General features: G+C 64.4%; 16 protein-coding genes. 9 read left to right on the top strand and 7 right to left on the bottom strand.

Annotated elements, in window-relative coordinates; all coding sequences use genetic code 11:
• Positions 1–96 precede the first annotated feature (96 nt).
• Genes DQ397_RS04290 through DQ397_RS04270 form a run of 5 tightly spaced genes read left to right on the top strand, consistent with a single transcriptional unit; the run spans position 97 to position 4,541 of the window.
• Complete coding sequence (locus DQ397_RS04290; protein ID WP_043215397.1) at positions 97–657, top strand: carboxymuconolactone decarboxylase family protein; 561 nt, start codon at positions 97–99, stop codon at positions 655–657.
• A 48-nt stretch (positions 658–705) separates the two neighbouring features.
• Complete coding sequence (locus DQ397_RS04285) at positions 706–1,770, top strand: acyl-CoA dehydrogenase family protein (RefSeq protein WP_043215394.1); 1,065 nt, start codon at positions 706–708, stop codon at positions 1,768–1,770.
• On the top strand, positions 1,767–2,594 hold the full coding sequence (locus tag DQ397_RS04280; protein ID WP_043215392.1) for an ABC transporter ATP-binding protein: 828 nt from the start codon (positions 1,767–1,769) through the stop codon (positions 2,592–2,594). Before DQ397_RS04285 ends, DQ397_RS04280 begins: the two co-directional genes overlap by 4 nt.
• A complete protein-coding gene (locus DQ397_RS04275; RefSeq protein ID WP_043215390.1) occupies positions 2,581–3,786 on the top strand; it encodes an ABC transporter substrate-binding protein in 1,206 nt (401 codons plus the stop codon). The genes DQ397_RS04280 and DQ397_RS04275 overlap by 14 nt, the downstream gene beginning before the upstream one ends.
• Positions 3,786–4,541, top strand: coding sequence for an ABC transporter permease (locus tag DQ397_RS04270; RefSeq protein ID WP_043215387.1), 756 nt, complete (start codon positions 3,786–3,788; stop codon positions 4,539–4,541). Before DQ397_RS04275 ends, DQ397_RS04270 begins: the two co-directional genes overlap by 1 nt.
• Positions 4,542–4,569: 28 nt before the next feature.
• On the opposite strand, the gene DQ397_RS04265 is transcribed toward DQ397_RS04270, so the two are convergent.
• Together DQ397_RS04265 and argC are read right to left on the bottom strand one after the other, a co-directional pair.
• Positions 4,570–5,256: a GNAT family N-acetyltransferase gene (locus tag DQ397_RS04265; RefSeq protein ID WP_043215385.1), complete on the bottom strand. Its 687-nt coding sequence runs from the start codon at positions 5,254–5,256 to the stop codon at positions 4,570–4,572.
• Positions 5,257–5,313: 57 nt separating this feature from the next.
• Positions 5,314–6,246 (bottom strand): N-acetyl-gamma-glutamyl-phosphate reductase, encoded by a 933-nt coding sequence (gene argC, locus DQ397_RS04260; RefSeq protein ID WP_043215383.1) that lies wholly within the window; start codon positions 6,244–6,246, stop codon positions 5,314–5,316.
• A 157-nt stretch (positions 6,247–6,403) separates the two neighbouring features.
• On the opposite strand from argC, the gene DQ397_RS04255 reads away from it, so the two are divergent.
• From DQ397_RS04255 to DQ397_RS04245, 3 genes are all read left to right on the top strand, one after another.
• Entirely contained in the window at positions 6,404–7,285 is an 882-nt protein-coding gene (locus DQ397_RS04255; RefSeq protein ID WP_043215381.1) for a LysR family transcriptional regulator, read from the top strand.
• Between the two features lie 97 nt (positions 7,286–7,382).
• Positions 7,383–7,652, top strand: coding sequence for a hypothetical protein (locus DQ397_RS04250; protein WP_043215378.1), 270 nt, complete (start codon positions 7,383–7,385; stop codon positions 7,650–7,652).
• 118 nt (positions 7,653–7,770) lie between these two features.
• On the top strand, positions 7,771–8,460 hold the full coding sequence (locus tag DQ397_RS04245) for an MOSC domain-containing protein (RefSeq protein WP_043215376.1): 690 nt from the start codon (positions 7,771–7,773) through the stop codon (positions 8,458–8,460).
• A gap of 9 nt (positions 8,461–8,469) precedes the next feature.
• Here DQ397_RS04245 and DQ397_RS04240 read toward each other — a convergent pair whose 3' ends face one another.
• From DQ397_RS04240 to DQ397_RS04230, 3 genes are all read right to left on the bottom strand, one after another.
• Positions 8,470–9,111 (bottom strand): TIGR04211 family SH3 domain-containing protein, encoded by a 642-nt coding sequence (locus tag DQ397_RS04240; protein ID WP_043215374.1) that lies wholly within the window; start codon positions 9,109–9,111, stop codon positions 8,470–8,472.
• 260 nt (positions 9,112–9,371) lie between these two features.
• Positions 9,372–10,745 (bottom strand): nucleotide 5'-monophosphate nucleosidase PpnN, encoded by a 1,374-nt coding sequence (gene ppnN / locus DQ397_RS04235; protein WP_043215370.1) that lies wholly within the window; start codon positions 10,743–10,745, stop codon positions 9,372–9,374.
• Between the two features lie 188 nt (positions 10,746–10,933).
• On the bottom strand, positions 10,934–11,995 hold the full coding sequence (locus DQ397_RS04230; RefSeq protein ID WP_043215368.1) for a YeiH family protein: 1,062 nt from the start codon (positions 11,993–11,995) through the stop codon (positions 10,934–10,936).
• A gap of 109 nt (positions 11,996–12,104) precedes the next feature.
• Here DQ397_RS04230 and DQ397_RS04225 point away from each other — a divergent pair, with 109 nt between their 5' ends.
• Complete coding sequence (locus DQ397_RS04225; protein ID WP_043215366.1) at positions 12,105–13,010, top strand: LysR family transcriptional regulator; 906 nt, start codon at positions 12,105–12,107, stop codon at positions 13,008–13,010.
• Positions 13,011–13,045: 35 nt separating this feature from the next.
• Here DQ397_RS04225 and DQ397_RS04220 read toward each other — a convergent pair whose 3' ends face one another.
• Entirely contained in the window at positions 13,046–14,959 is a 1,914-nt protein-coding gene (locus tag DQ397_RS04220) for an invasin domain 3-containing protein (RefSeq protein ID WP_148921492.1), read from the bottom strand.
• The gene (locus DQ397_RS04215) at positions 14,956–16,929 is read right to left on the bottom strand and encodes an inverse autotransporter beta domain-containing protein (protein WP_178113772.1); all 1,974 of its coding nucleotides are present in this window, start codon (positions 16,927–16,929) and stop codon (positions 14,956–14,958) included. The genes DQ397_RS04220 and DQ397_RS04215 overlap by 4 nt, the downstream gene beginning before the upstream one ends.
• Between the last annotated feature and the right edge of the window lie 21 nt (positions 16,930–16,950).

Here is a 16,950-nt window from a genome sequence, read left to right as displayed (position 1 = left end):
CAAAGACTCAGGAGCAAGGAAAGGCGACTGATGAATATGGAGGGGAATTCTTATAACCAACAGACTATAAGCACACCTACCCAAGGAGACCACTCCATGACATCGCGCATTACTCTACACACTCTGCAAAGCGCCCCGGAAGCGGCACGGCCTTTCCTGGAAAACGCCCTGAAGAACTCAGGCTTCATCCCCAACTTGCTGGGCGTGCTGGCCAATGCGCCGGCGGCCTTGGAAACCTACGTGACCGTCTCGGCACTCAATGGCAAAGCCGAGCTGACCCTGGCCGAGCGCGAAGTGGTGCAGTTGATCGCCGCGACCGAGCATGGCTGCGACTTCTGCGTCGCCGGTCACACCGCTGTGGCGCTGAACAAGGCCAAGCTGCCTCAGGAAGTGGTCGACGCCCTGCGTGCCCGCGGCGAGCTGCCCAATGCCCGGTACGAAGCCCTGGCCGCGTTCACCCGCGAAGTGATCGCCACCCGTGGCAACGTCAGTGAGGCTACCTACGGCGCTCTGCGCGAGGCCGGCTACAGCGAAGGCAACGCCCTGGAAGCGATTCTCGGCGTGAGCCTCGCGACCCTGTGCAACTTTGCTAATGTGTTCGCCCAGACGCCGCTCAATGACGAGCTGGGCCAATACCGCTGGCAGCCTTCGGCCTGATCCGCCTGGTGCCGGCCTGGCCGGCGTTTCGAACAAAGGAGTAGGGACATGCTTGATTGCGCATTTCGACAATGGCTGGATGCCAATGCCGAAGCCATCGACCAGGGCCAGTGCGATCCGCACCTGGTACTGGCGCACATCGCCGAATCGCAGCTGCTGCGGGTCGGTATCGAGCCCGCCCTGGGCGGCTCGGGCGGGCGGGTCACCGACGCCGTCGAAGCCATCGCCGCCATCGCCAGCCGGTCCCTGGCCGCGGCCTTTGTCTGCTGGGGCCAACGCTCGTTCATCGAGTACCTGCTGCAGAGCCCCAACCAGGGCCTGCGCGAGCGGCTGCTGCCTAGCCTGCTCGCCGGTGAGCTGGCCGGTGCCACCGGCCTATCCAACGCCATGAAGTACCTGTCGGGCATCGAGGCCTTGCAAGTCTGCGCCCAGCCCGCGACAAACGGCTGGGCCCTCGACGGCCGTCTGCATTGGGTGACTAACCTGCGCAAAAGCGGCTTTGCCGTGGCTGCGGCGATCGAAGACGCCACCGGCGGCCCTCCGTTCGTGGTGGCAGTGCCTTCGAACCTGGCGGGCCTTGAGCGCTCCGACGACCTGGCGTTGATGGGCTTGCAGTCGAGCAACACCGCCGCGCTGGCATTCCATCAGGTAGCACTGGGGCGCGAGTGGCTGCTGCATGACAATGCCCGTGAGTTCCTGCCTAAAGTGCGTCCGGCGTTTCTGGCACTGCAGTGCGGCATGGCCATCGGCCTTGCGCGGCGTGCACTGGAGGAAGTGAGCGGGCACCTGCAGGGGCGCGGATCGTTCCTCGACGAGGCCCGGCAGGTACTGGCCGAGCGCTTGGAAAATACCGTGGACGAGCTCAAGCAGGGCTTGCTGGAAGGGCGCTTCACTCAGCAGCCGGCGGCGTTGTTCAAACTGCGCATCCTCCTAGCTGAAAGCGCAGCCGATGCCGTGCAGTTGGAACTGCAGGCCAGCGGCGGCAAGGCTTACCTCACCGCGTATGGCGAAGGTTTCGCCCGGCGCTGGCGCGAGTCGGCGTTCGTGCCCATCGTCACCCCGAGCCTGGTGCAATTGCGTGCCGAGCTGCAGCGTCAGGCGGCTGCAGCATGACCCAGGCGTTACTCCAAGCCCGCGACATCAGCCTGGGCTACCCTCGCGATGGCGGCTGGCAGACTGTACTGGAGCGCTTCGACCTGGCCCTGGCGCCGGGAGAAGTGGTCAGCATCCTGGGGCCCAGCGGAGTGGGCAAGTCCAGCCTGCTGCGCGTGCTGGCCGGGTTGCAGCAACCTTGCGGCGGCAGCGTGACCCTGCACGGCGAGCCGTTGCACGGGCCGCACCCGCGTCTGGCCGTGGCGTTCCAGGACCCGAGCCTGCTGCCCTGGCTGAGCCTGGAGAAGAACGTCGCTTTCGGCCTGGACTTCGCCCGCCAGCCCAAACTCAATGCAGCCGAGCGACGCGCCCGTATCGACCATGCCATCGAGGCGGTGGGGCTGGACCACGCGCGCACCCAGTACCCCGCGCAGCTCTCCGGTGGCATGGCCCAGCGCACTGCGCTGGCCCGCTGCCTGGCGCGTCAGCCCCAGGTGCTGTTGCTCGATGAGCCCTTCGGCGCGTTGGACGAGGTGACCCGCGCCGACATGCAGCAACTGCTGCTGCAGCTGATCGCCACCCATCGCACGGCGGCGGTGCTGATCACCCACGATATCGACGAAGCCCTGCTGTTGTCCGATCGCGTGTTGCTACTGGGCGACCACCCGGCGCACATCCTCGGGCAATGGGCTGTCGACCTGCCGCAGCCACGGGCGCAGCGGGTCGAGGAGCTGGGCACGTTGCGTATCGAGATCCTCAAGACCCTACGGCGGGCGAGCCGCTGCCCAGACCCTGTTCCTTCTCCCTTGCCGCTGCCGTCGGAGGCTCGCCATGTGCATGGATGATTGCTGTTCTACTACTTCCCGTCGCGACTTCATCAAGCTCAGCGCCATGCTCACCGCGGCAGGCGCCTTGCCACTGCTCTCGAGCTTGCAGGCGCGTGCCGCCAGCGAACCGGACGCCCCGGTGCGCATTGGCTATCTGCCGATCACCGACGCCACGCCGTTGCTGGTGGCGCACAACAATGGCCTGTTCGAAGCCGAGGGCATCAAGGCCGAGCGTCCGGTGCTGCTGCGTAGCTGGGCCCAAGTGATCGAAGCGTTCATCTCGGGCCAGGTCAACGTGATCCACCTGCTTTCGCCGATGACCATCTGGGCTCGCTACGCCAGCCGAGTGCCGGCCAAGGTGGTGGCCTGGAACCACGTGGGCGGCTCGGGCCTGACCGTGGCGCCGGACATCACCGACATCAAGCAACTGGGTGGCAAGACCGTGGCGATCCCGTTCTGGTATTCGATCCATAACGTGGTGGTGCAGCAACTGCTGCAAGCCAACGGCCTTACACCGGTTTCCAAGCCGGCCAACGCGTCGCTGGCGGCCAACGAGGTCAACCTTTTGGTGCTGCCGCCGTCGGACATGCCGCCGGCCCTGGCCAGCAAGCGTATCGCCGGCTACATCGTCGCCGAGCCCTTCAATGCCCTGGCCGAGGACCTGAAGGTCGGTCGCGTGCAGCGCTTTACCGGCGATGTGTGGCGTAACCATGCCTGCTGCGTGGTGTTCATGCACGAGCACGACCTGAACAACCGCCCCGAGTGGTCGCAGAAGGTGGTCAATGCCATCGTCAAGGCCCAGCTGTGGACCCGCGACCATCGGGCCGAGGCAGCCGCGCTGCTGTCGAAGGCCGGCCCCAACAAGTACACACCACATACCCCGCAGGTGCTCGCCAAGGTGTTGGCACCGGCCGCCGAGGACCACGCCGGTTACATCGCCAGCGGTGCGATCGCGCATCAGCAATGGGATGAGAAACGCATCGACTTCCAGCCGTATCCATTCCCCAGCTACACCGAAGCGCTGGTCAAGCACCTCAAAGGCACGCTGATCGAGGGCGACAGTGGCTTCCTGGCCGGGCTGGACCCGGCCCAGGTAGCGCGCGACCTGGTCGATGATCGCTTCGTGCGTACAGCCATCGAGGCGGCCGGTGGTTTGGCGGCGTTCGGCCAGCCCGACAGTTTCGAGCGCCATGAGGAGTTCGCCGTCTGATGGGCAAGTCTGTCATGCATGGCCTCTTAGGCCTGGCGGGGCTGTTGGGGCTGTTGCTGCTGTGGTGGGCGGGAGTGCAGGTGTTTGGCGAGGCCGACGGCCTTTCGGCGCGTTTTTCGCCCCAGGCCACGCTGGCCAGCCTGGTGCAATTGCTGGGCGAAGGCGAGGTCTATGGGCATGTCTGGGTCAGTCTCAAGCGCATCCTGGTGGGGCTGTTGCTGGCGCTATCGGTTGGCGTGCCCTTGGGCTTGCTGGTGGGCAGTTACCGCCACCTGGAGGCTGCGACCACACCGGCGTTCCAGTTCCTGCGAATGATCTCGCCGCTGTCGTGGATGCCGGTGGTGGTGATGTTGATGGGGGTGGGCGACCAGCCGATCTATTTCCTGCTGGCTTTCGCCGCGCTGTGGCCGATCCTGCTCAACACCGCCGCAGGTGTGCGCCAGCTCGATCCGCGCTGGTTGCAGTTGTCCCGTAGCCTGAGCGCCACGCGCTGGGAAACCTTGTGCAAGGTGATCATCCCTGGGGTGATCGGCCATGTGCTGACCGGTGTGCGTCTGGCGATCGGCATCCTGTGGATCGTGCTGGTGCCGTGCGAAATGCTTGGGGTCAGCGCAGGGCTAGGCTATTTCATCCTCGATACGCGTGACCGGCTGGCCTATTCGGAGCTGATGGCCATGGTGCTGCTGATCGGTGCGCTGGGGTTCATGCTCGATGCACTGGCCCGTGGGCTGCATCGGCGGTGGGTACACGCCTGAAATCGCCGGGACCGCCCAGCGGTCCCGTTCAATGCACGGTCTTGCGCTGCTTCACACAGGCCTGTGCCTGCAAGGCCAGGGCATCAAGGCGTTCGTCGCGCTGTTTTTCCGCCGCCAGCATGGCCTCGTCGCCATGCTGCTTGAGCAGGTAGGCGTGAATCTGCCGCACTTCAGTGGTGCGATAGATCGGGGCGATGTCCAGACGGCCGACCAGTGCGCCACTGGCGTGCCCGGTGCTGCTCATCAGCACCTGCGGCCCGGCGGCGGCGGCCACCTGCAAACCCATCGCCTCGAACCATGGCACTTGCCCTGCAAAGACATTGAGCTCGACACAGGCATAGCGTGACTGGGCATCGGCCAACAGCGCTCGGGCGATGCCTTGGCGGCGGTGGTCTGGGTGCACGGCCAGAAACGCCAGCACGCAGGCCTGATCGTCATCCTGGGCCGGCAGGGCAAGGGCGAAGCCGAGCAGTCGGTCCGGTGCTTCGGCATCCAAGGCCAGGGTCAGTTCCACGGCCAGACCTCGGGTGCCGTCCATGGCCTGCAAATACTGATGCACCTCCAGGCCGACGCCGTACTGGTACAGCGGGTACAGCGGGTTGTCCGGGGTGATGGCCACGCTGCTCAGTTCACCGACATGGTCGATGACCAACTGACGGATCTGATTCTGGAAGGATTCGGGGGGCACACCGTCGAGGTGGCTGAGAATGAACATCGGGCAAGCTCCAGCAGGGTCGAACCGTCCCGCGCCGAGCGGCGCGGGAGGCACAGTCTAACCCAGGGCGGCGAGCATCAGGTCGAGGTTCTGCACGGCGGCGCCCGAGGCGCCTTTGCCGAGGTTGTCGAACACGGCCGTGAGCACCACTTGGCCGTAGGCCGGGTTGGCGAACAGGGCCAGGCGCAGGTCGTTGGTGTCGTTGAGCGCCTCGGGGTCCAGTTTGCTGGCCGGACCCTGCTGATGCAGTGGCATCACCTGTACATGGCGTGCACCGTGGTAGTGCTGCTCAAGGCAGGTTTGCAAGTGTTCAGCGGTGATGCCGCCGGCCAGCAGGCGCAGTTGCAGGGGAATGCTCAGCGCGATGCCCTGGCGGTAGTCGCCATAACCCGGCAGGAACACCGGGCGTGCAGCGAGCCCGGCGTGTCGCTCGATCTCCGGTACATGCTTGTGGGCCAGTTCCAGGCCATAGAGTTGAAGGGCAGGCACCTTGACGGCGCTAGTTTGCTCATGAAGTTCCACCGCCGCCCGGCCACCCCCGGAATACCCCGAGATTGCATGGATGCTCAGCGGATAGTCCGCCGGCAGCAGCCCAGCCTGGATCAGCGGGCGCAGCAGGGCGATGGCGCCGGTCGGGTAGCAACCGGGGTTGCTCACCCGCTTGGCCCGGGCGATGCGCTCGGCTTGTTCGGCGTCCAGCTCAGGAAGCCCGTAGACCCAGCCGGGCGTGGTGCGGTGGGCGGAACTGGCGTCGATCACACGTACTGCCGGGTTGTGGATGGCCGCCACCGCTTCACGGGCTGCGTCGTCAGGCAGACAGAGCAGGGCGATGTCGGCGTCGTTGATGGCCTCGGCGCGGCGTTGCGGGTCTTTGCGCTCGGCGTGCGGCAGGGTCAGCAGGCGCACGTCCTGGCGGCCTTGCAGGCGGGCATGGATCTGCAGGCCGGTGGTGCCTTGGTCGCCGTCGATGAAGACGAGAGGGGTGTGCATGGTCGGGATCCGTGTGCGAGAGAGATGGCCTATGCTCGCCTGCGGCTGGACGAAAGAAAATTTGAATATCATGATGCTTGGATTCAGAAAAAATGAATGACCGTGTCAGTCTTTTCGCGGGTTTACCCGCGAACAGGCCAGCCCCCAGAGGACCCCCATGCGCGAAATCAGCCTCGACCGCCTGCGCACGCTGGTGGTCATCGCCGACCTCGGTTCCTTCGCCGAGGCCGCTCGTCAGCTCAACCTGGCTGCGCCTACCATCAGCCTGCACGTGGCCGAGCTGGAAGCGCGCGTGGGGGCGCCGCTGCTCACCCGCACCCGAGGCCAGGTGCGCCCCACCACCGTGGGCGAGACGCTGCTGGGCCGCGCCCGTCGCCTGCTGGCCGATGCCGACCTGGCCCTGGACGAGGTGCGTCGACAGGTGCAGGGGCTGACCGGGCGTGTGCGTCTGGGGGCCTCCACCGGGGCCATCGCCCATCTGCTGCCCAAAGCCTTAGCGCATCTGCGTGAGGCGCATCCGGGCATCGACGTGCAGGTGCAGGTGCTGACCTCCCAGGCTTCCCTGGCGCGCCTGCGTGAGGGCACGCTGGACATCGGCCTGGTGGCGCTGCCCCAGGTAGCGGGCAGAGGGGTGAAGCTCACCCCCTGGCGACGCGATCCGATCATGGCCTACCTGCCGGCCGACTGGCAGCCGCCCGCTAAGGTCACGCCGGCCTGGCTGGCCGAGCGAGCGCTGATACTCAACGACAACACCACCCAACTGTCGCGGGTGACGGCGGAATGGTTCGCCGCAGCGGGGCTGTACCCCGAGGCGCGCATCGAGCTGAACTACAACGATGCGATCAAGAGCCTGGTGGCGGCAGGCTATGGCGCGACACTGCTGCCCCAAGAAGGCGAAGCGGAGCGACTGAACCCGCGGATTGCCCGTCGGCCCTTGCGCCCTGGCCTTTGGCGTCAGCTGGGGATCGCCTGCCGGGAGGGGCAGGTGGAGCGGGCAACCGGGTACGTGCTGCAGGCGCTGGAGCGCTTGCGTCAATGAACTGTGGCTGAATCTTTGAGCAAGGCTATGCTTTTGGCTGCGTCGGGCCCGCCGACGTGCCTGTCAGAAGTCCGGCTTTTCTCACGGAGAACACACCATGAAATCCCTGACACTGCTGCTGATCGCTTCTGCATTGAGCTTCACCGTTCACGCCGAAACCGGCCCGGAAACCAACTGCGCCGCCAAGATCAAGGAACTTGAGGATATCCACCGGACCGATGGCCAGGCCCTGCATGGCGGCATGGCCAAGGACTATCAGAACCTGCTCAACCAGGCCAAGGAGGCTCAGGCCGCAGGCAACATGGCTGAATGCCAGGCTTCAGCCGACCGCGCCAAAACCATCTACAACAAGGCCCGCGGCAAGTAGCGCGCCGACCGCCCGGGCCTGGTCGCCACCGGTGCGATGGGCCTGGGTAGGCGAATGTGATCGTGGCGTTCGTGTCTCTGGGGTAAGCTTTGCGCCGGCAACCCAACGAGACCCTGGCATGATTCTGAACAGCCTCATCCTGGACAACCTGCTCACAGGCTTGGCCCAACCTTTCACCCGCCCTGGCTCGCGCAGTGCCATTGCCAAGCACCCCCGCCAAGGGCCACTGGCCGTAGGACGGCTCGGGCTCGAAGGCGACGAGCAGGGGGATCTGCGGGTCCACGGTGGTGTGGAAAAGGCCATCCACCACTATCCCCGCGAGCACTATGCAGCCTGGGCGGCAGAGCTTGGCGAGCATCCATTGCTGGCCGAGCCCGGCGCATTCGGCGAGAACTTCAGCACCACCGGTTGGCGCGAGGCGGATGTCTGCCTGGGCGACCGGATTCGTGTGGGGTCGGCGCTGCTGGAGGTGTCCCAGGGGCGCATGCCCTGCTGGAAGCTCAACGACCGCTTCGACGTGGCGCAGATGGCCCTGCGCGTTCAGCAAAGTGGGCGCACCGGTTGGTATTACCGGGTGCTGGAGGAGGGCGTGGTGCAGGCGGGCGAGCGCTTGGAACTGGTCGAGCGCCCGCACGGCGAATGGTCGGTGGCGCGCCTGTCGGCGGTGCTGTTCGATAAACACCTAGAGCCTGAGCTGTTACGCGAATGCCTGGCATTGCCGCTGGTGCCATCCTGGCGCAAGACCCTGCAACGGCGCCTGGAGCATCGCCAGGTCGAAGACTGGGCGCCGCGTCTGCACGGCGCCTGAGGGCTGTTGTCAGAACCAGCGGTCGTTGCGTTTACGACCGCGGGTCAATGCCGGCAGGATCAATCCCGCGAGCAGACCGGCCCCGGCGATGCTGCCGCCGTAGACCATGTAGCGCATCATCACTTGCTTGTTCTCGTCACCCAGGCGCGCCTGGGTGTCACGCAGCGACGACTGCACCTGGTCGAGTTGTTCGTTGAGCGACTTGTTGCGCGTTTCCAGTTCGTCGATCAGCGCCTTGCGCGAGTCGAGGGTTTCCTGCATGCCCTGGACGCGATTCTTCCAGCTGTCGTCGATGGTCTTGAGCTGTTCGGACAACTGCGTCACCTGCGCGTCGAGTGCCGGCAGGCGTTCGGCCTGGCCCGGGACCGATTGCAGGTCGCTGCTCAGGATCCATACCAGATCACCGTTTTGCCCGCGGACCTGGCTGTATTCCCCTTGGGTGCCCACCAGCGTGACCTTCTGCCCGGCCTTGACCGAACCCACTATACGGTGGCCGTTGGTGGGGCCGCTGCGCACATAGGTGCTCAGGCTGTCGCTGACCCAGCGTGCGTCGCTGGCCGGTTCTTCGGCATGCGCGGGGATAGCCAAGGCAAGCAAGGAGGCTGCGAGGAGGGGGGCAAGGGCAAAGGAGGCTGGTCGGGAATCAGGCATGGTGATCTTCGCTGGAGCTGGACAAAAGTAGGCCCGATGACTGGGCCGATGAACCGGTCGGTGAGTTGACCGTCAGCGAAAGACCGTTTTTATCGAAGCAGGTTCACTGCTTGTTGTAGGAAATGTCTGCAGGATGTTGCGAGTAGCGGCTGTGGCGCTGGCGCGAGCTATGTAGTGTCCGCTTTGCGGATAAACCCGCTCCCACAAGGGCCGTGCGGACCTGTTGGGCGCGAGTTCAGCCGCTCAGCGGTCGCGACGGGTTAGGTCACTACCTGATAGCAAGGCACATACGCTGCCCCACCGGGCAACTTCATCCGGTGCTGATCAACGAAGGCCTGCAGCAAGCGCCCAAGCGGGTCGAGCACCGCGCTGTCGCCACGGATCTGGTACGGCCCGTGCTCTTCGATCAGGCGAATGCCCTTGTCCTTGACGTTGCCCGCCACCACCCCGGAGAAGGCCCGGCGCAGGTTGGCGGCCAGCTCATGGGGCGGCAGGTCCCGGCGCAGCTCGAGGTTGGCCATGTTTTCATGGGTGGGGTCGAACGGGCGCTGGAAACCTTCCTCGATCTTCAGCAGCCAGTTGAAGTGGAAGGCATCGTTGCGCTCGCGGCGGAACTGCTTGACGGCCTTGAGTCCCTCGACCATGTGCCGGGCCACTTCGGCCGGGTCGTCGATGATGATCTGGTAATGCTGCTGGGCCGTCTCGCCCAGGGTCGCGCCGACGAAGGCATGCAACTGCTGCAGGTACGCCTCGGCGCTGCGCGGGCCAGTGAGCACGACGGGGAAGGGCAAGCCTTCGTTGTCCGGGTGCATGAGGATGCCCAGCAGGTACAGGAACTCTTCGGCCGTGCCTGCGCCACCGGGAAAGATGATGATGCCGTGGCCGACCCGCACGAACGCCTCCAAGCGCTTTTCGATGTCCGGCAGGATCACCAGCTCGTTGACGATCGGGTTGGGCGCTTCGGCGGCGATGATGCCCGGCTCGGTCAGGCCCAGGTAACGGCTGCCGTGCATGCGCTGCTTGGCATGGGCGATGGTCGCGCCTTTCATCGGGCCTTTCATCACGCCCGGGCCGCAGCCTGTGCATACGTCCAGCTTGCGCAGGCCCAGCTCGTGGCCGACCTTCTTGGTGTACTGGTATTCCTCGCTGCTGATCGAGTGGCCGCCCCAGCACACCACCATCTTCGGTTCCACGCCCGGACGCAGCGTGCGGGCGTTGCGCAGCAGGTGGAAGACGTAGTCGGTGATGCCCTGGGAGCTTTCCAGGTCGATGCGCTGGCTGGCCAGCTCGCTTTCGGTGTAGACGATATCGCGCAGGGCGCTGAACAGCATTTCGCGGGTGCTGGCGATCATCTCGCCATCGACGAACGCGTCGGCCGGGGCGTTGAGCAGCTCCAGGCGTACGCCGCGGTCTTGCTGATGGATACGCACCTCGAAGTCCTTGTAGGCCTCGAGGATGGTCTTGGCATTGTCGACATGGGCGCCGGTGTTGAGGATGGCCAGGGCGCACTGGCGGAACAGGGTGTAAAGGCTGCCGGTACCGACTTCACTCAGTTGCTGGACTTCACGTTGCGACAGCGTCTCCAGGCTGCCTTTGGGGCTGACGGATGCGTTGATGACATGGCGTTGGGGCATCTAAGTCTTTCCTGTGCAATGAAACTTCCTACTTGGACACCACCATACCGACAAAAACGCACGGCAACGAGGGGGGCGCAGAAAAAGCCTCGTTGCCGCTTGCCAAGCGGTTACCCCAGCCCTGCACGATCGTGGGCGGCGGCATAGCCTGCGATGGCGCACGGCGCTCCGGGATCAGCCGCTGCCATTCATCCGAAAAGCCGTTGTACTCCCAGGGTGATGGCCAGACCGCCGCCGATCAGCCACAGGTTGAGGATCGCCCCGGTGATCAGCGCGCGCGGGCCAGCCTGGCGGATCTGGCTCACGCGGGTTTCCATGCCCAGCGCGGTCATGGCCATGGTCAGGGCGAAGGTGTCGAGGCTATTGATGGTGTTCACCACCGCCGCCGGCAGGACTTGCAACGAATTGACCAATACCAGCAGCAGGAAGCCAAAGGCGAACCATGGCACGGCGATACGCCCGCCGCCCTGGGCCTGGCCTTGCTTGCGCGAGCGGCTGACCCACAGGCCCACCACCAGCAGCACCGGCACCAACAGCAACACACGGGTCATCTTCACGATGGTGGCGATGTGGGTGGCCTCGGGGCTCACGTTGCTGGCCGCACCCACTACCTGCGCCACTTCGTGCAGGGTGCCACCGAAGAACAGGCCTACGCCGAGATTGTCGAGTTGCACCCAGCCGGCGCTGACCGCCAGTGGGTAAAGGAACATCGACAACGTGCCGAACAGCACCACGCTGCCCACCGCCATGGCCGCCTTGTGTGGCTGCGAGCGCAGCGCCGATTCGAATGCCAGCACCGCAGCTGCGCCACAGATCGCGCTGCCCGCAGCGGTCAGCAGCGCCGTGTCGCGGTCAAGCTTCATCACCTTCATGCCCACCAACAGGCCCACCAGCAGGGTGCTGACCACCACCAGCAGCGAGACTGTCAGACCCGACCAGCCCACCTGGGCGATCTCTTGCAAGCTCACCCGCAGGCCAAAGAACGCCACGGCCAGGCGCAGCAGGTTGCGCGCCGAGAAGTTGACCCCCGCCGCCCAGCTTTCCGGCAGCCCATAGCGCAGAGCATTGCCATACAGGGCACCGGCGACGATGCCGACGATCAGCGGGCTGATCCCCAGACCGGCGATGGCCGGCAGGGCCGCCCCCTGAGTGACGGCGAGGGCGAACAGGGCGACGAACAGAATACCGTTGAGCCGCCCACGGGTCGCGTGGGAAGGCGCAAGGGCGGGAGTAGGGTGGGCCGTGGCCATGGTAAGACCTCCGATGTGTATTGATGAGGTCTACGTTAATTCAGTTATAAGCTTATAAAAAATCGTGATTTAGGATGGCAAGTATCCGCTTAGCTGATATTTTGAACGTATGACCCCTGAACAACTGATAACTTTCGCCACCGTCGCCGAGCACGGAAACATCAGTCACGCCGCCGCCGCGCTGCACTTGTCGCAGCCGGCCGTGTCGGGTCAGCTGAAGTTGCTGCAGGAAGCGTTCGGTGAACCGCTGTATCAACGTGCCGGACGCGGGGTGCGCCTGACGGCCGCCGGCGAGCAACTGCTAGGCCACGCCCAACGCCTGCGCGAGACCTTTCTCCAGGCCCAGGCCCTGCGCGACGCCATGCGTGGGATGGAGCGCGGCACCTTGCGCATCGGCGCCAGTACCACCCCAGCCAGTTACCTGTTGCCCTACCTGATCGCGGACTTCCACGCCCGCTACCCGGATATCGCGATCACCACGACCCATGGCAACACGGCGGAAATCGTCGCGGCTCTGGGTGAGCTGGACATCGCCTTGATCGAAGGCCCGCCAGGCCAGGAACTACCGCTTGGCACCAGCGTCACCGCCTGGCGCGAGGACGAGATCGTCGCCATCGTTCCGAGCGGCCATCCGCTGGCCGACGGCGTTCAGGTGCAGACGCTTCAAGCGCTGGGGGCGTATCCGTTGGTGCTGCGCGAAAGTGGCTCGGGGGTACGGCAGTTGGTGGAGCGCGCCTTTGCCCGGGAGGGTGTGCCGATGCGCGTGGCGTTAGAAATTGCCGGAGTGGAGGGGGTCAAGGAAGCGGTACGGGCGGGGATGGGCATTGGCTTCGTGTCGGCGATGTCCATTCGCCATGAAGACAACGCCTTGTACCGGCTGGGCATTGCACCGCAGCCATTAGCGCGGCATTTCTCGATACTGATGCCCCATGCCGCCGCGCCGTCGAGGGCGGCGCGGCGGTTCTTGGGGTTGTGTTTCGCGGACGTACCAGTCGTTGGCCGTAGTGCTGTTTAGGTTTTGTACGAAATGTAACCGGGCTCGGTCGTTTATTACTTTAAGGTTCTGTAGCAAATTGCTTTGCCATCGACTGAGCCTTCAGGTGCCACCTCGGTTGCCCCGTCCATGAGAAGCAGGCGCAGATAGTGGCCTGCGCCAGCGGGGTCGGACAGCCACGTAGAGTTGGCCAGAAAAGAATAGCCCACGAAGCCGTACTCTGAAGCTGGGGTACCGACTCCTATTACGCCTTCTCCTTTTGTGGCGTCGGCCTTGGACACTGGCTGAAGTCCAAGAGCGGAACACCTGTTCATCGCGGCAGCCCAATTCCTTGATAATGAGTTATCGATATAAAACCATTTTTTTATCCTGAAGGTGTAGCTGTGTGAGACGTGGCTGCCCTTGCGGGTTCCCGTAATGGTGATTTCGCCTGAAGCATCATCAGGCGGAGTGGAAAATATAAAAAGGCCGGAGGAGCGATGGGTCAACCAGCTGACACTGGATGACCAGTTGTAATCTTTGGAATGGGCGCCGTTTGCAAGTGTTGCGGAAAACCCTACGCGATCGTAAGCCGTCGTGGGGAACCCGCTATCGACAGCGTGTGAATATTTACCAGGATACGAGTAACTGTGGAGTTCGGTGATGTGAGTACTCATCAGGGACAGGCGCGCATCCGCTCCCAAAGGTTCGTTATCGATCTTGGGCGTCATGGTGTAAAGATCGGGTTGCGAGCCGCTCAATGTAGCCTCGTACACCCCTGTGTTTCCAACTTCGACGATACGGCTCAATTCAACATCCGACGCAGGATTGCCCTTTGAGTCGGTCACGGTAAATGACACTTGGCCGACAATGCCACTGATTGGCTGCCCAAGCGAGTTCTTGACAATGAACGATGCTTTCGCCTCGTCCACGCCATCTGCCAGGATATCGGTCTTGCTTAGCACGAGCCGGGAGCTTCCTGCCGCAGGCGGTAAGACCTTCAGCTCCACTGATTTTGCCAGTGAGTCCATGACGTCACCGTCGACTTCAGGTGTGAGCGTAAAGTCCCCAGCTTGAGTACCACGCAGCGTGGCGCTGTATTCCCCTGTCGTGCCTTTTTCTTGAATAGCCGTCACGGTGATCTTGCCGGGTTCAGGCTGTTTGCCGCTGTCATCGGTCACGTTGAAAATGAGTAGGTTGGCCAGGCCGCTCACGGGTTTGTTGTCGGCATTCCTTGCTATGAACGTCAAGGTTGTTGAGTCGCAGCCATCTGCGTCGATGGACGGTGGCATAACCTTGAACGCTGAGTTGAGCTCCGCGGGCGGCAATGCCTGTAATTCCACGCTGGCTTTCAGGGTACCGACGGGCTTACCGTCAAAATGAGGCGCAACGGTGTAATGGCCTGCCAGGAGGCCGCGCAGCTTCGCGGTATAAGTGCCTGCGCTTTCCACGATGGCTTCAACGGTGACATCCGGTGGCGAGACATTGCCACTGGCGCCATTCACCACGAACGCCAAGTGTTTGCCGATGCCCTCGAGTGGCAGGCCATTCGCATCCCTGGCGTCAAAGGCCAAGGTGGTGGTGGCCTTGTTATTAGCTGGAATGGTGGGCCGACTTGCCGAGAATCGAGAGCTGCCTGGGTTCGGTAGCACGCTCGTTGTGGAAACCAAGGCTTGCGCCAGTGCCGTGCCCTGAACCGTCGGTGTCAGGGTGACCGTCAGCTCGGTCTTGCTGGCAGTGACCCGGATCTCGTATACGCCAGGCGAGGTGCGTGTTGGATCCGAGACCTTGATGTCGTCCCCGTGCTTGCCTGCGCGTACGTGGTCGCTGGTGATCTTGATATCCGCCAAGGCGATGTCCACCGGCTGCTGCTGCTCGTCGCGGATGGCGAGGGTCAGGGTTTGCTGAGTCTTGCCATCGGCCGGCAGCACGGTATGGGCAGGGGTGAAGGTCGAGTGGCGCGCGCTGACCGCGGGAGCGTTGACGATCACGCGGGTCTCGCTGCGCCCGGAGCGGTTGCCTTTGCTGTCCACACAGCATGGGTTTTGTCGTCCGCCGGGAGTGAGCTGCGGTCTGCGGCGAAGGCGGATTTGCCGTCGTCCGGCACAGAGCTGACCGTGCTGACCTGCGCTTGCGACAGCGCAGTCCCTTGAACGGACGGGGTCAAGGTAATCGATTGCGGCGCGCTGCCCGCGGTCACCCGTACTTCATAGTTGCCCGCCGAAACACGCTCAGGCTTCGAAACCACGATGCCGCCGGCGCGCGTTTGCGTCTCGGCGACAGCGATCTGAATATCCGCCAAGGCGATGTCCACCGGCTGCTGCTGCTCGTCGCGGATGGCGAGGGTCAGGGTTTGCTGAGTCTTGCCATCGGCCGGCAGCACGGTATGGGCAGGGGTGAAGGTCGAGTGGCGCGCGCTGACCGCGGGAGCGTTGACGGTCACGCGGGTCTCGCTGCGCCCGGAGCGGTTGCCTTTGCTGTCCACGGCCACGCCATGGAGGGTGTAGACGTTGGTTTGCTGGGTTTGGTAGTCGGGCAGCAGCACGCTGTAGTGGGGGCCGCCGTCGTGCACGAGCCGGCCGCCGGCCTGCAGCAGCGCCGGGGCTGTCCAGTCGATGTGCGACAGCGGGTACTTGCTGTTGACCCACACGCTCAGGGATTTGGTCTCGCCGCCCTGGCCGCTGACGTGGGCGGCGGCGGCCATTTGGATGACCTGCTTCTTGCGGTACTCGAGGACGATGTGGTTGTTGCGTTCGACCAGGTCGTAACGGCTGCCAGCCAGGGTGCGCAGGGCGCCGACGCCGGCGGGGTCGACCTGCTTGGCCCAGGGCTCGCCGATCTGGTAGCTGAACTCGGCACCGACGGTGGTCTCGTTGCCGCCGTTGCCCTTGCGTTGGTCGGCGCTGAGGGTCAGCAAAGGGATGGGCGTGTAGGTGAGACCGACGGTGACGGCGCTGGGGTCTTTCTTGCGGTTGTCCTTGCCGAACAGGCCGACTTCATCGCCGTAATACTGCTCGTAGCTGAGCTTGCCGCCGATCTGCGGCATCGACGGCAGCCAGGCCTCGGTGCGCAGGTCCCAGCCGTTGGCCGGGCGTTCCTGGTAGTCCTCGACGTCGGGCGAATCCTTCCAGCCGGTCAGACGGGTGTAGCTGTTGGCGTTGACTTTGAGAAAGTCGCGCCAGTACTCGACCCCCAGGCCCAGACGGGCGTGTTGGCGGGACAGGTCGTAGTCCAAAAAGCTATTGGCGCCGAGCATGTAGCCGTCGTTGAAACGGCGCACGCCCAGGCCCAGGCTGGTCTGCTGGCGGTCGTCCTTGCGGTGGACGCTGCCCTGGGTGAGCAGCAACTGCTCGGGGGTGTCGTGCAGCGGGGCGAGCAGTTCGACCTGGGAGTTTTTCAGCGAGAACTTGTCGTCCACATCGATCTGCACCCGGGCGGTGCCGAAGCGGCTGAGCCACTGCTGAGCCTGGCTGCTGGCCTCGCGGGTGGCCAGACCGCGGGCCATGGCGGCAGCGGCGTCGCTGTCAGGGTTGTTGCTGAGGAAGTTGCCGGTGCCGCTGGCCATGGCGGCGAGCTCGCGGGCCTGTTCGTCCTGGGCGTCGGTGGAGGCCTGTGGGTCGGGCGAGTTCAGCTTCGGCAGCGGGTGCGCGGCGGCCGAAGGTACGACCAAGCGATCGCCGGGCTTGAGGGTATCGAGGTCGCGGCCGGGGTTGAGGCTGCGCAGGGTGGCGATGGTGGTGGCGTATTGGGTGGCGATCGAGGCCAGGGTGTCACCCATGGCGAAGGTGTGAAGACGGGAAGGCGCGGGTGATCGCTTGGCCGGTTCAGTGGTGGGGGCGGCGCTGGCTGAAGGCGTGGCCAATGCCAGGGTCAACGGAAGGACCGCCTGGACGCCGATGTTGAGCCAGGCAACGGTCCGGGTCGCGAAGGGCGGCCCGCCGTAAAAAGTATGCTTTTTCAATGAAGTTATCATTCCCTGAAG

The sequence above is a fragment of the Pseudomonas sp. CK-NBRI-02 genome (assembly GCF_008124495.1).
In the GTDB taxonomy this organism is placed as follows: Bacteria; Pseudomonadota; Gammaproteobacteria; order Pseudomonadales; family Pseudomonadaceae; genus Aquipseudomonas; species Aquipseudomonas guariconensis.
Note: the sequence above shows the minus strand (reverse complement) of the source record. Positions and strands in the feature narration are given on the sequence as shown.

What these genes read in the sequence shown, in the direction of transcription:
- DQ397_RS04240 (WP_043215374.1), bottom strand. Translation starts at nt 9,111, where the DNA reads ATGCCTGATTCCCGACCAGCCTCCTTTGCCCTTGCCCCCCTCCTCGCA.
- DQ397_RS04270 (WP_043215387.1), top strand. Translation starts at nt 3,786, where the DNA reads ATGGGCAAGTCTGTCATGCATGGCCTCTTAGGCCTGGCGGGGCTGTTG.
- DQ397_RS04265 (WP_043215385.1), bottom strand. Translation starts at nt 5,256, where the DNA reads ATGTTCATTCTCAGCCACCTCGACGGTGTGCCCCCCGAATCCTTCCAG.
- ppnN (WP_043215370.1), bottom strand. Translation starts at nt 10,745, where the DNA reads ATGCCCCAACGCCATGTCATCAACGCATCCGTCAGCCCCAAAGGCAGC.
- DQ397_RS04255 (WP_043215381.1), top strand. Translation starts at nt 6,404, where the DNA reads ATGCGCGAAATCAGCCTCGACCGCCTGCGCACGCTGGTGGTCATCGCC.
- DQ397_RS04275 (WP_043215390.1), top strand. Translation starts at nt 2,581, where the DNA reads ATGTGCATGGATGATTGCTGTTCTACTACTTCCCGTCGCGACTTCATC.
- DQ397_RS04230 (WP_043215368.1), bottom strand. Translation starts at nt 11,995, where the DNA reads ATGGCCACGGCCCACCCTACTCCCGCCCTTGCGCCTTCCCACGCGACC.
- DQ397_RS04280 (WP_043215392.1), top strand. Translation starts at nt 1,767, where the DNA reads ATGACCCAGGCGTTACTCCAAGCCCGCGACATCAGCCTGGGCTACCCT.
- DQ397_RS04285 (WP_043215394.1), top strand. Translation starts at nt 706, where the DNA reads ATGCTTGATTGCGCATTTCGACAATGGCTGGATGCCAATGCCGAAGCC.
- DQ397_RS04225 (WP_043215366.1), top strand. Translation starts at nt 12,105, where the DNA reads ATGACCCCTGAACAACTGATAACTTTCGCCACCGTCGCCGAGCACGGA.
- DQ397_RS04250 (WP_043215378.1), top strand. Translation starts at nt 7,383, where the DNA reads ATGAAATCCCTGACACTGCTGCTGATCGCTTCTGCATTGAGCTTCACC.
- DQ397_RS04245 (WP_043215376.1), top strand. Translation starts at nt 7,771, where the DNA reads ATGATTCTGAACAGCCTCATCCTGGACAACCTGCTCACAGGCTTGGCC.
- argC (WP_043215383.1), bottom strand. Translation starts at nt 6,246, where the DNA reads ATGCACACCCCTCTCGTCTTCATCGACGGCGACCAAGGCACCACCGGC.
- DQ397_RS04290 (WP_043215397.1), top strand. Translation starts at nt 97, where the DNA reads ATGACATCGCGCATTACTCTACACACTCTGCAAAGCGCCCCGGAAGCG.